This is a genomic window from Phyllobacterium sp. OV277 (assembly GCF_900104355.1).
Taxonomy (GTDB): domain Bacteria; phylum Pseudomonadota; class Alphaproteobacteria; order Rhizobiales; family Rhizobiaceae; genus Phyllobacterium.
Genome location: NZ_FNIY01000007.1, coordinates 48,797 through 61,388, shown reverse-complemented (window position 1 = coordinate 61,388; position 12,592 = coordinate 48,797). Strand labels below are relative to the sequence as shown.

Sequence of the window (12,592 nt, the reverse complement as noted above, 5' to 3'; positions counted from 1 at the left end):
GTGTGGCATCCTCACTCTCCCTCATGGTGAGCTTGTCGAACCACGCACCAAACTTTGAACCGGGCAGTCTGGCACCAGCAGTTCATCATGGTTCGACAGGCTCACCATGAGGGAAAGGGGTGACGGCGGGAGCGGGTCGATGATCATTTCTCACCACTCACCACTCACCACTCACCACTCGACAACCAACTTTTCCAATCCATGGAAATGATAGCTATCGCGGAAGCGTGGGGTCTCCTTCAAATGCAACCCCGGCAGGCGGTCGAACAGCACTTTTAGCGAGACCTGCAACTCCAGCCGCGCTAATGGTGCGCCGATGCAAAAATGGATACCCGCGCCGAAGGAGAGGTTCTTCTGATCCGTCCGTCCCGGCAGGAATGATCCCGCATCGACAAAGGCATCAGGATCGCGATTGCCCGCACCAAGCATCAAACCGATCTGGTCGCCGGGTTTCACAACGATACCGTCGCCAAGATCGATCTCCTCATAGGCGTAGCGCGTGAACATATGCAGCGGCGCGTCAAATCGCAGGCATTCCTCAACGGTTTGCACCGTTGCATCGGCGTCCCGCAACAGTTCGGCGGCATTGCGGCCACTTTCCAGAATGGTTTTCACCGCATTACCGGTTTGATGAACTGTCGCTTCGTGACCTGCGTTGAGCAGCAGGATGGCGGTCGTGATAAGCTCGTCTTCCGACAGCTTTGCTCCATCTGCTTCGGCCGCGAGCAGCAGACTAAGAAGATCGTCGGCCGGTTCAGCACGCCGCTGTCCAGCATAATCCCGGAGAAAACCCGAGAATTCTGCGGCGGCAGCATTGGCGCTGTCCTCGGACTGCCGGTTGCGGCCATGCATATACATGGCAACCATGCGGTGGGACCAGTCGAGAAGGCGTGGCGCTGCCTCGGTGGGTACGCCAAGCATCTCGGCAATGACTGTAACAGGGATGGGCGTGGCAAAATCGGCGATAAGGTCGGCTTCACCCTTGGTTTCGAACCGATCGATCAACTCATGTGCCAGTGCCTCAATGCGCGGACGCAGGCGCTCAACCTGCCGGGAGACAAACGCGCGATTGACCAGCGTACGCAGCCGCGAATGCGTCGGTGGTTCCAGCTCCAGCATCGAGAACTTTTCGACATGATCGAAGTCTTTGAGGTGAGAGCGGTCGCCACTATTGCCCTGCGAATCTGCGATACCATGACGATTCTCCCGGCCAAAACGCCGGTCGCGCAGCAATTTATTGACGCCGTCAAAGCCGATAAAGCACCAGAACCCGTATTCCTCCCAGAAGAACGCCGACGTCTGCGCATGCAGCGCTGCGTAAGTGTCATAGGGGTTTTGGACGAAGGGCTGGTCGTGTGGATCAAGTTTCAGATGGGGATTGGCAGGATTGAATTGGAAGGATGCGGGCGTGGGATTCATGATTGATGTACCGTTAGGGTCAGGCAAAAGACAGGCAGAGGACAGGCTTGAGGCCGCTTTGCATACGGCGCCAATTGACGAAGGCAGAGCATTCGAGAAGGTCGTCATAGGCACGGCGGCAACGATCCCGCACTTGTGCGATTGCATCAAGCTGCAACACCACGATGCCCCCCTTTTCGACCGTAACAGTGGTCATACCATCATCCGGTTCATCCAGCGATGTCATGCAATCGACCCACGCATCCATGTTGCGGCCATAGAATACGGGAAAGCCAAAGGTCCCGGCAAAGACATTGTGAAAACTGTCTTCATCGAAAATGTTTGAGCAATCGATGCGAATGGTTTCATATTGCATGCGAATCTTCCTCCTTCACAAGTCATAGCAGGACCCAATCATGAAAATCACCATCGTCGGGGCAGGAATTGCCGGGCTGTCCAGCGCATGGTCGCTGACCAAGGCGGGGCATTCGGTGACGCTGATCGAGCAGGGACCTATTCCCAATCCGCTTGCGGCTTCCGGTGATCACCATCGTATTATCCGCCGCGCCTATGGTGCTGCCGGTGGTTATGCCGATGCGATTTCCGAAGCCTATGAGGCGTGGGACGAGCTTTGGCAGGACATCGGTGCAACCCATCTTGATCCACGCGGTTTCATCTGCATTTCACGCGAAGCTGATGATGAAGCGGAGGAATATCGCGAAGGACTGGAGCAGGGCGGTTATCCGCTGGAGATATACGAGCCAGCGGACGCGGTGAAACGTTATGGTTATCTGGAAGAAGGAACATTCCGGTATGCATTCTTCTCGCCTGAGGGGGGAGCGTTGCATTGCAGGAAGATCGCCAGCGACATCGCCCGCTGGCTGCGCGCCCATGGTGCGGTGGTTCTGGAAAATACAAAAGTCACCGCGGTTGACAGTGCCGGCGGTTCGGTCGTGCTGGCGGACGGGACGGTGATTACCGCCGATAGGGTTGTTGTTACGGCGGGCGCATGGGTCACAAAACTTTTCCCCGACGTGACATCATCGCTGACCACCTATCGCACCGCCGTTGTTTATCTTGAGCCACCGGCGGATTTAAAAGCTGCATGGGACAGTTCTCCGGTTGTACTCGATGTGGGCGGACGCACGGATGGCTACATTATTCCCGCGAGTGGTGGCGGCGGTCTGAAATTCGGCTCCGGTCTGCACAAGCGCAAATCGCCTGATGCCGATGCTGGTCGGGTTCCGGAAGCGGGTGAGGGTGAGGCGATCCGCGATCTCTTCGCACCGCCGATGAAGCGGATCGGTGAATACACAGTCACCAACGTTGTCACCTGTGCCTACACGTTCACCTCGGATAACCGATTTTTCGCCACGGAAGAGGGCAAATGTCTCGTTGTCTCCGCCTGTTCCGGGCATGGATACAAGTTCGGCGCGGCGGTCGGGCGGCGTGTAGCGCAGGCGCTGGGAACCGGCAATGTACCCCTGCTCAAGCGCTGGTTGATGGCGGAAGCCGCCTAAGCCGTTTCCGGTTGCGTTCCGTCAGGATCAGGAGTTTTGGAGGGTATCAAGTCACAGTGAATCTGAAGGCTTTCGGTATGGTTGCGATGAATGCGGAAGCCATGTTCCCTTAATTTGGCCTTCACGGCATCGATATCAGGCTGATGACGACGGACCTTCGCTTTTTGCCAAGTTTCCGGTGTGAACACGCCGAGAGGGAGAAACCGCAGTCTCTTCAGGCCAACAGCGATTGAGACCTCGATATGCGTTCCATCAACATCATGTCCGTTAGCACCGAATATCTCGGCGATTTCTGAGCGTCGCTGGCTATACAGGATCTGAAACAGCTTTATTCCCATTCGCCGCGAAACCCGCCTGACGAGGCCAAGTCTTGAATGCGCCTGTTCGTAACCTCTGGTGAGGATCAACGTGACGCCCTCTGGCAGTTCTTTGCACACCGCAAGCAAGTGGTTGAACGCCTCGCGATCAATATGGACATGTGATGAGGGCCAGCGCGGGCTTATTCTTAACCCTTGAGAATAACCGGGTTGCAAGCAAAGCAGCCCCGTTTCGGTTGCATCCCGGATATCGGAACTTATCTCGTGGGCCTTGACTCTCATTATTGTATTCCGATTTCAGGTATGATTGCGAGATTTTCCGCGAAACTCCGGGGCTGCCAGCAATAGCCGATTTGGGTGATAAAGTGCAGAACATCTTGCGGAACAGGGCGGCAACACCCTATGTATCGAAAGTGTAATCCACGAATCTTGGGGGCGTTCAAAGCCCTTGTTCTCCAAAACGCTGAGGCCCACCGATGAGAGATCCAATCGAAACAGCAATGAACCTCGTACCCATGGTCGTCGAGCAGACCAACCGGGGCGAGCGGGCCTATGATATTTTCTCGCGCCTGCTGAAAGAACGCATCATTTTCATTACCGGCCCGATCGAGGACGGCATGGCGACGCTGATCTGCGCCCAGCTCCTGTTCCTTGAATCGGAAAATCCGAAGAAAGAAATTAACCTCTACATCAATTCACCCGGCGGCGTCGTCACATCAGGCATGGCGATTTATGACACCATGCAGTTTATCCGTCCTGCCGTATCGACCCTTTGCTTCGGTCAGGCTGCGTCGATGGGCTCGCTCCTGCTGACCGCCGGTGAAAAGGATATGCGTTTCGTTCTGCCAAACGCCCGTATCATGCTTCACCAGCCATCAGGCGGTTTTCAGGGTCAGGCTTCGGATATCGAGCGCCATGCCCAGGATATCATCAAGATGAAGCGCCGCCTGAACGAGATTTACGTGAAGCATACGGGCCGCGACTACGAGACAATCGAGAAGACTCTCGATCGCGATCACTTCATGACAGCGCAGGAATCACTTGAGTTCGGACTGATCGACAAGGTGCTTGAATCGCGTGCGATCATCGAAGGCGACGCAAAGTAACCGGCTAAATGGCCGCACCGGGCCAAGAATGAACTTTTTTTGACCCGGATGCGGACTTTTTGCCACACAACCGGCTTGCATGCAGGCCAACAGACGTTACGTTAAGTCATTGGTGAGTAGAGGAAGCCTATTCTTCGAATTACTATTCGAATCATTCCCCGCAGGGCATAGTCCAAAGGGGGTGAACGGTTCCCAGCCAAACAGGGCGCCGATACTGAAAGGAAACTGCAATGAGCAAAGTCAGCAACGGCGGCGGTGATTCAAAGAATACGCTTTATTGCTCGTTTTGCGGGAAGAGCCAGCACGAAGTTCGCAAACTGATTGCGGGCCCGACTGTTTTCATCTGTGATGAATGCGTCGAGCTGTGCATGGACATCATCCGCGAGGAAAACAAATCCTCGATGGTGAAATCCCGTGAAGGCGTTCCGACGCCGCAGGAAATCATGGCTGTACTCGATGATTATGTCATCGGTCAGAACCATGCCAAGCGTGTTCTCTCTGTCGCGGTGCACAACCACTATAAGCGGTTGGCCCACGCATCGAAAAACAATGAAGTCGAACTGGCGAAGTCCAACATCCTTCTCGTTGGTCCAACCGGTTGCGGCAAAACCTATCTGGCGCAATCGCTCGCCCGCATCATCGACGTGCCGTTTACCATGGCAGACGCGACGACGCTGACGGAAGCCGGTTACGTCGGTGAGGATGTCGAGAACATCATTCTCAAGCTGCTCCAGTCTGCCGACTATAATGTCGAGCGGGCACAGCGCGGCATTGTCTATATCGACGAAGTCGACAAGATCAGCCGCAAGTCCGACAACCCGTCGATTACACGCGACGTGTCGGGTGAGGGTGTACAGCAGGCACTTTTGAAGATCATGGAAGGTACGGTCGCTTCCGTTCCGCCGCAGGGTGGACGCAAGCATCCCCAGCAGGAATTCCTGCAGGTGGATACAACCAACATCCTGTTCATCTGCGGTGGTGCTTTTGCCGGTCTCGACAAGATCATCTCGGCACGTGGCGAGAAGACGTCCATCGGCTTTAGCGCTGCGGTCAAAAGCCCGGACGAACGCCGTGTTGGCGCAATCTTCCGCGAGCTTGAGCCCGAAGATCTGCTGAAATTCGGTCTCATCCCCGAATTTGTGGGTCGTCTGCCTGTCATCGCGACGCTCGAGGATCTCGATGAAGCTGCCCTGGTGCAGATTTTGTCGGAGCCGAAGAACGCTCTGGTCAAGCAGTATCAGCGCCTGTTCGATATGGAAAATGTCGAGCTGACGTTCCATGAGGATGCGTTGAAAGCAATCGCTTTGCGGGCCATTGCCCGCAAGACCGGTGCGCGTGGCCTTCGTTCGATCATGGAAAAGATCCTGCTCGATACGATGTACGAACTGCCAACGCTCGACGGCGTGCAGGAGGTTGTCATCTCCGGCGATGTGGTCGAAGGCAATTCACGCCCGCTCTACATCTATGCGGAGCGCAAGGAAGAGAAGGGCAACGTTTCGGCTTAAAGCGTCAAAGCGATGTCAGAAAAGCAAGGGCTCCGCATCAGCGGGGCCTTTTGCATTTGTTGCTCGTCTTAATTGCGCCACGAAACAATATTTACGATTGATTAACTATGAGAGGCGCACAATTTTTGTGAGAGCAGCGTAGGCGTAAAAGCCCGAAGCGGGCAGTATCGCCCCGGTCGACCGATGATTTCCACGAAAATCATCCTCTTCAGAGGTGTGCTGCATCGCAAAAGATTGCGCTTGGACGTTGGTAGGAGCAGGATAGATTACGATTCTGTGACTGTGCTTGAAACCGGGGCGCTTGAAACGAGAGCCTCGCCACTCCAAGTAAAGGTTAAGCTGCACAACCGGTAGTACGCCGCTCTTCGCATGATCCCAAAAATGGATCCCGATTTTTGGAAAAGATCATGCAACCAAAGGGTACCCGGATGTGGCGATCTAGGCCGATTGGCCTGAGAAAGGACATGAAATGACGGTTGCAAGCAAGAAGACACCAGCGGGTGGGGAAAGCGGGCTTTATGCCGTTTTGCCATTGCGCGATATCGTTGTCTTCCCACACATGATCGTTCCACTCTTCGTCGGTCGCGAAAAATCCATTCGCGCACTTGAGGAAGTAATGGGCGTCGACAAGCAAATCCTGCTTGCCACACAGAAGAACGCTGCGGATGATGATCCGCAGTCGGATGCGATCTACAGCATAGGCACCATTGCCAATGTCCTGCAGTTGCTGAAACTGCCGGATGGAACGGTAAAGGTACTGGTTGAAGGTATTGCCCGCGCTGAAATCACCAGTTTCAGTGATCGTGAGGATTACCACGAAGCCAATGCCACGACGCTGGCAGAACCATCAGAAGATCCCGTTGAAATCGAAGCTCTGGCTCGCTCCGTCGTGTCCGACTTTGAAAACTACGTGAAGCTGAACAAGAAGATTTCGCCAGAAGTTGTTGGCGCCGCCGGACAGATCGAGGATTACTCGAAGCTGGCCGATACGGTTGCCTCGCATCTTGCGATCAAGATTCCTGAAAAGCAGGACATGCTGTCCATTCTTTCCGTACGTGCACGGTTGGAAAAAGCCATGTCGTTCATGGAGTCGGAAATTTCCGTTCTTCAGGTGGAAAAGCGTATCCGCTCGCGCGTCAAGCGCCAGATGGAAAAGACCCAGCGCGAATACTACCTCAATGAACAGATGAAGGCGATCCAGAAGGAACTTGGCGACGGCGAAGATGGCCGCGACGAGGCAGCCGAACTGGAAGAGCGCATCAAGAAGACCAAGTTCTCCAAGGAAGCGCGTGAGAAGGCCAATCAGGAGCTGAAGAAGCTTCGTCAGATGAGCCCGATGTCCGCCGAAGCGACGGTTGTTCGCAACTATCTCGACTGGCTCTTGACCATTCCGTGGAACAAGAAGTCGAAGGTGAAGAACGATCTGAACCTCGCCGATGAGGTTCTGGACGCCGAGCATTATGGCCTCGACAAGGTGAAAGACCGGATCGTGGAATATCTCGCCGTACAGGCGCGGTCGACCAAGATCAAAGGCCCGATCCTGTGTCTCGTTGGTCCTCCCGGCGTCGGTAAGACCTCTCTGGCCCGTTCGATCGCCAAGGCTACCGGCCGTGAATACATCCGTATGTCGCTTGGCGGCGTGCGTGACGAGGCTGAAATCCGCGGTCACCGCCGCACTTATATCGGTTCGATGCCCGGCAAGGTCATCCAGTCGATGAAGAAGGCAAAGAAGTCCAACCCGCTCTTCCTGCTCGACGAGATCGACAAGATGGGCCAGGACTTCCGCGGCGATCCGTCATCAGCTCTGCTCGAGGTGCTCGATCCGGAACAGAACTCAACCTTCATGGATCACTATCTTGAGGTCGAATATGACCTTTCGAATGTGATGTTCGTCACGACTGCCAATACGCTGAACATCCCCGGTCCTCTCATGGATCGTATGGAGATCATCCGTATTGCCGGTTACACGGAAGACGAAAAGGTCGAGATTGCCAAGCGGCACCTATTGCCCAAGGCTATCCGCGATCACGCGTTGCAGCCGAAGGAGTTCTCGGTTTCAGAAGGTGCCATTCGGGCCATCGTGCGCGATTACACCCGCGAAGCCGGTGTTCGTAGCCTCGAACGCGAACTGATGAAGCTTGCCCGCAAGGCCGTGACGGAAATTCTGAAGTCGAAGACCAAGAAGTCGGTGAAGGTCACTGAGGCCAACATCAACGATTATCTCGGCGTACAGAAGTTCCGCTTCGGCCAGATCGACGGTGAAGATCAGGTTGGTGTTGTCACAGGTCTTGCCTGGACGGAAGTGGGCGGCGAATTGCTGACCATTGAAGGCGTCATGATGCCCGGCAAGGGCCGCATGACCGTCACAGGCAATCTGCGCGACGTGATGAAGGAATCGATTTCTGCGGCGGCATCCTATGTCCGTTCAAGGGCTATCGATTTCGGTGTCGAACCGCCGCTCTTCGATCGCAGGGATATCCACGTGCACGTGCCTGAGGGTGCGACACCCAAGGATGGCCCATCGGCTGGTGTTGCCATGGTAACAGCGATCGTTTCGATCCTGACCGGTATTCCTGTGCGTAAGGATATCGCCATGACTGGCGAAATCACATTGCGCGGACGGGTATTGCCGATTGGTGGTCTGAAAGAGAAGCTGCTTGCCGCCTTACGTGGTGGCATCAAGACAGTTCTGATCCCGGAAGAGAACGCCAAGGATCTGGCGGAAATTCCTGATAATGTGAAGAACGGCCTTGAGATCATTCCGGTCAGCCACGCCAACGAGGTGCTCAAACACGCGCTCGTGCGTGCGCCTGTACCGATCGAATGGACCGAGCCGGTTCATGTACCGGCAGCTGCATCCACCGAGGATGATGCTTCGGCGCAGATCGCGCACTAAGATCGAAACAAACAAAAAGCCGGGCAAGAAATTGCCCGGCTTTTTTGATTCTATCGGTGGATGTCTTAGAGCGTGCCCGTGAGGATGCCGACGCCGACAAGGGCCGCAAGCCCACCAATAAGCCTGACAACGCTGGAGCCCACGCGCTGGCCGATTTTGCCGACAGCAAAGCCAATGCCAATACCGGCGATGTGGAGCAGGGCGGTCGCAGCCATGAACCCACCCGCATAGGCAAGACCACCGGCACTCTCAGGCATTTCCGCGCCATGGGCATGGCCATGGAAAACCGCAAACAGCCCCACCAGGCCAGCTGCTATGGCCACCGGCGCCTGAACCTCAAACGCCACGGCTGCACCGAGCACGATGACCGAGAGAGCTATTCCAAACTCCACGAAGGGCACAGTGATCCCGGCAACGCCGAGCGCGCCGCCGACGGCCATCATGCCGACAAAAGCGGCGGGAACGAGCCAGAGGGCGCGACCGCCCAGCTGGAAGGCAAAGATGCCGACGAGAATCATCGCAAGGACGTGATCAAGGCCGGATATGGGGTGAGCAAAGCCGTGGGTGAAGCCACTGGTCTCCCCCACGCCCACATGGGCATAGGCAAGGGCAGGGTAGAGTGTAGCGAGTGAAAAGACGGCGAATCGTGACGTGCGGATCGTTACCATGTGTTGTTCCCATTATTTGGTTTGTCTCTTGGAAGGAGAAACACATTGTTGCCGCAGAAAATGATGCGTGCAATGAGGAAAACACAGGGCCTGTTCGAAATTAGCGGAGAAAGTCCGAGGGGCGCCCTATCCAAGAACTCCAAGAACTTTGACCAAATCAACTGTAGAATTTGTCCAAAGAAAAGTTTCATTTTCCCGAACCCACACCGTTAGTTCCGTGTGGGTATTGCCAATAATTCATCGCAGTCGGCGCGTAGTGTACTTGGGACGCCGAATCAGAAGTAACTGAGTTTTCGTTGCCGAACGAGATCAGGATAGAGTGGCGATACACCTGTTATCTCGCGAAGTTCCCATCCTTTTTTGAAAAGTATCATCGGGATTGCCCGCTCAAGGGCGTGACCGTACGTTCCGTCCCTCTGGCCATCTTCACGTTCAAAACTATTACGGTCAACGATTTGTGCGGCCTGTTTTGCGCATTGTGCACGTATCCAAAACATAGTTCCAGCAAAGAAGCCCAAATCGTCTGCGTCATCTGACGGTGTTCCGGCAGTTGCCATGAGAGAGAAGACGCGGTCTCTGTTTGCGCCCCAATAGTTGGGGCTACTCACAAATGAATGATCCGGTCCCAGTATGCCCAACTTTGGGTTATTCTTAAAATTGGTAAGTATGACTTCGATGGATTCTTCTGACCCTGCCAGACTTGTAAGCATATCTTTGCGCCATGACTCACCTTTGGGTGAGTAGAGACTGCGCTTCCCGTGTATCTTTAGTATCGGCGTATCATCATCAATATCTAACGTTGGCAACAACGAGAAAAATGGCAGAACATCGCGGCCTCTATTCTCCGCGGGATGTACTCCAAGGAATACATGGCGCCTATGCCATTTAGCCTTGAATTTTGCCAGAACGTCACTGTTGGATGACGTGACGTGTATGTCTGTTCCGTCGGGGAATCTGTCGAAATAAGCCAAAAGTTCATCAACAACTTCGGGATAGTGGCAGTGGCAAACGACAACAGCTTTGGGCTTCTTAACGCCGGTTAACATTGCTGTTTTAGGACCATTTTCACGAGCCCGGTCGGAAATATCTTTCAACCAGTTGCCACCCTTGAGGGCGAGTGGATTTCTGACGATCCTTTCATACTTAATTATACCAAGCTCCTTGTCGATTTGCTTGGCATGGTCATGAGTTGGATTGATACCCCTTTTGTTGGAGAATACCTTCTTTGCCTTAGTCTCCACTAACCCTGAGAATGGGGCATTTAGATCATTTAACTTGTGCGAAAATCCCAGTTCGTACGAGAAAATCACATGTTCTCGCGACGCAAGGGGTCTTACTGAATGGAGAAATTCGGAAAATTCCCGCCGTTCAAAAACTTCGCGTTTCACGGAAAAAAGGTAACTTTGCCCATGGCGCACTATCTGGTTGGAAACAGTGGCGAACAAGGCCATTCGCTCGCTTTCAACTAACCGTTCAATAGTCAGACGGAAGACATCGCTGCGGGATACAAAAAAACTGTCATTACAAAATAGAATTTGTTTTACGGGCGCAGCACCTTTCAGGGCGTCATAACCGACGGCATAACTCATAAAGTCGTAGCCAATGTTCTTCCTTCGGATTACAGCGAATCCAAGGTCTTTTGCAACCTGACTATCTTTTTCTGAAATGCCCGTAGAGACAACCACCCCAGTTGAGGCAAATAACCTAACTGTTTCCAGAAGTAAGCGCCAGTTTGACGACCTTTCCCCGCTGGGATCGAAGTGAGCAATGATAGCACCTACAGACATTTATTGCCCTCGTACTTTTCTCATAGTGCGAAAAATCTTTCTGGCTATGCGATAAGCAATAGGATTGCCGCGTAGCTTTTGCGCAATCGCCGAAGCAAGAGAGACGGGAGCAGGTATTTGATGTGCCTTGAGATGTGAGATATCTGCCAATGCTTCACTATATCGTATCTCAAGCCCAGATAAATATTTGAAGTTTCCTAGGTCATAATTCTCGATAGAAGCAAGGGCTCCCATAACATTATCGTGGGGTGGTGTGGGTGTCACATATCGATCAATGTTTACTGACCTATGAACTGCTTCAAGGTGTTGGTGCCCATACTTTAAACATGGCTCCAGATGACATCCCTCGGCCCATTCATTCCAAGCGTTGATGAAGACAAACTTCTCTTTGTTTTGTTTATCAGCGCTGGTTTTCAAGCTTTGGTTTCGCAACCATAGTTCGAATAGTTCGGGCGATGAGTTTATGAAAGTGAACGGATCGTTTTGCCTGCGCGCTGTGTTATCCCAAGATGGCATAGCACCATGAAAGAACAGAAAATCATCATGTCTGCGGTTAATGGACTCCGTCATGACGGAGCGATAGTCCATTATATTTCCACGAAACTCCGGATTGGTGATCCTTGGTCTTGTTGAGCTGAAGGCATTACCAAGATATTGATGTGGAGGAAATTCTACCAGAGCATCTGCCCCCCAATCATCGGGATGGAAAATGTCATAGAAGGCTACGGAAGCAATGAATAATCCCGGTAGTCCAGCTTCCTTTGCGCGCTTTCGCCAATGCGCAAACGTTGCTTTTGAATCCGTAAGGATATCTGGACGATAGATGATTATAAGTGGTAATCCGTCGTATCGAATATATCGGTCATCCCGCATGTAGGGAATGACATCGTCGATAAAGCGATTGTCATTTTCGACACTATGTTCATTGGCCAAGAGAATTTCGTTGTTGCCACCATCCCAGCGTTTGGTCCAGTTCTCATTTGCCCAGCAAAAGCAAAATGGGAAATCGATCTTGTTGTTAACGAACACATCGATTGGCTTTTCAAGAATTCGACGACCTGAGAACCAATAATAGTAAAAGCAGAACCCGAATATGGAATTGGCCTTTGCCAATTCGATTTGAGCCTGCATGGTTTCAGCCATACGGAGGTCATAAAATCCAAGATCTCTGGGGATCTGAGGCTGATTGTGACCCTCAAAATTTGGTCGTGCCTTCGCGACATTTGTCCACTCTGTGAAACCCGGCCCCCACCACTCTGAGTTTTCTTTCACTGGATGAAACTGTGGGAGGTAAAACGCAATTGGCTTAATCATATTGGCTCTTCTTACAAGGATAGGTGGCGTTGTCATTACCCCCCCAACTCTTGGTGTCAAACTTTTTGGTGCACTAAGCCC

General features: G+C 53.2%; 10 protein-coding genes. 4 read left to right on the top strand and 6 right to left on the bottom strand.

Features of this window, described 5'->3' with window-relative positions:
- Positions 1-171: 171 nt before the first annotated feature.
- The gene (locus tag BLU05_RS19710; RefSeq protein ID WP_091883804.1) at positions 172-1,419 is read right to left on the bottom strand and encodes a cytochrome P450; all 1,248 of its coding nucleotides are present in this window, start codon (positions 1,417-1,419) and stop codon (positions 172-174) included.
- 19 nt (positions 1,420-1,438) lie between these two features.
- On the bottom strand, positions 1,439-1,774 hold the full coding sequence (locus BLU05_RS19705) for a barstar family protein (RefSeq protein WP_091883802.1): 336 nt from the start codon (positions 1,772-1,774) through the stop codon (positions 1,439-1,441).
- A 40-nt stretch (positions 1,775-1,814) separates the two neighbouring features.
- Here BLU05_RS19705 and BLU05_RS19700 point away from each other — a divergent pair, with 40 nt between their 5' ends.
- The gene (locus BLU05_RS19700) at positions 1,815-2,918 is read left to right on the top strand and encodes an NAD(P)/FAD-dependent oxidoreductase (protein WP_091883801.1); all 1,104 of its coding nucleotides are present in this window, start codon (positions 1,815-1,817) and stop codon (positions 2,916-2,918) included.
- Here BLU05_RS19700 and BLU05_RS19695 read toward each other — a convergent pair.
- Positions 2,915-3,517: a hypothetical protein gene (locus BLU05_RS19695; protein WP_210184622.1), complete on the bottom strand. Its 603-nt coding sequence runs from the start codon at positions 3,515-3,517 to the stop codon at positions 2,915-2,917. The two genes, BLU05_RS19700 and BLU05_RS19695, sit on opposite strands and share 4 nt — an antisense overlap.
- Positions 3,518-3,711: 194 nt before the next feature.
- Here BLU05_RS19695 and BLU05_RS19690 point away from each other — a divergent pair, with 194 nt between their 5' ends.
- The 3 genes from BLU05_RS19690 (at position 3,712) to lon (ending at position 8,742) form a co-directional block, all read left to right on the top strand.
- Complete coding sequence (locus BLU05_RS19690) at positions 3,712-4,341, top strand: ATP-dependent Clp protease proteolytic subunit (RefSeq protein ID WP_091883799.1); 630 nt, start codon at positions 3,712-3,714, stop codon at positions 4,339-4,341.
- 230 nt (positions 4,342-4,571) lie between these two features.
- Positions 4,572-5,846 (top strand): ATP-dependent Clp protease ATP-binding subunit ClpX, encoded by a 1,275-nt coding sequence (clpX, locus tag BLU05_RS19685; RefSeq protein WP_091883798.1) that lies wholly within the window; start codon positions 4,572-4,574, stop codon positions 5,844-5,846.
- Between the two features lie 469 nt (positions 5,847-6,315).
- Positions 6,316-8,742, top strand: coding sequence for an endopeptidase La (lon, locus tag BLU05_RS19680; protein WP_091883796.1), 2,427 nt, complete (start codon positions 6,316-6,318; stop codon positions 8,740-8,742).
- Positions 8,743-8,807: 65 nt separating this feature from the next.
- Here the strand turns inward: lon and BLU05_RS19675 are convergent, their stop codons facing one another.
- The 3 genes from BLU05_RS19675 to BLU05_RS19665 form a co-directional block, all read right to left on the bottom strand.
- Positions 8,808-9,410 (bottom strand): HupE/UreJ family protein, encoded by a 603-nt coding sequence (locus BLU05_RS19675; protein ID WP_091883795.1) that lies wholly within the window; start codon positions 9,408-9,410, stop codon positions 8,808-8,810.
- Positions 9,411-9,685: 275 nt separating this feature from the next.
- Positions 9,686-11,197, bottom strand: a complete 1,512-nt coding sequence (locus tag BLU05_RS19670) for a rhamnan synthesis F family protein (RefSeq protein ID WP_091883793.1) — start codon at positions 11,195-11,197, stop codon at positions 9,686-9,688.
- Positions 11,198-12,547: a glycosyltransferase WbsX family protein gene (locus BLU05_RS19665; protein WP_091883792.1), complete on the bottom strand. Its 1,350-nt coding sequence runs from the start codon at positions 12,545-12,547 to the stop codon at positions 11,198-11,200.
- Between the last annotated feature and the right edge of the window lie 45 nt (positions 12,548-12,592).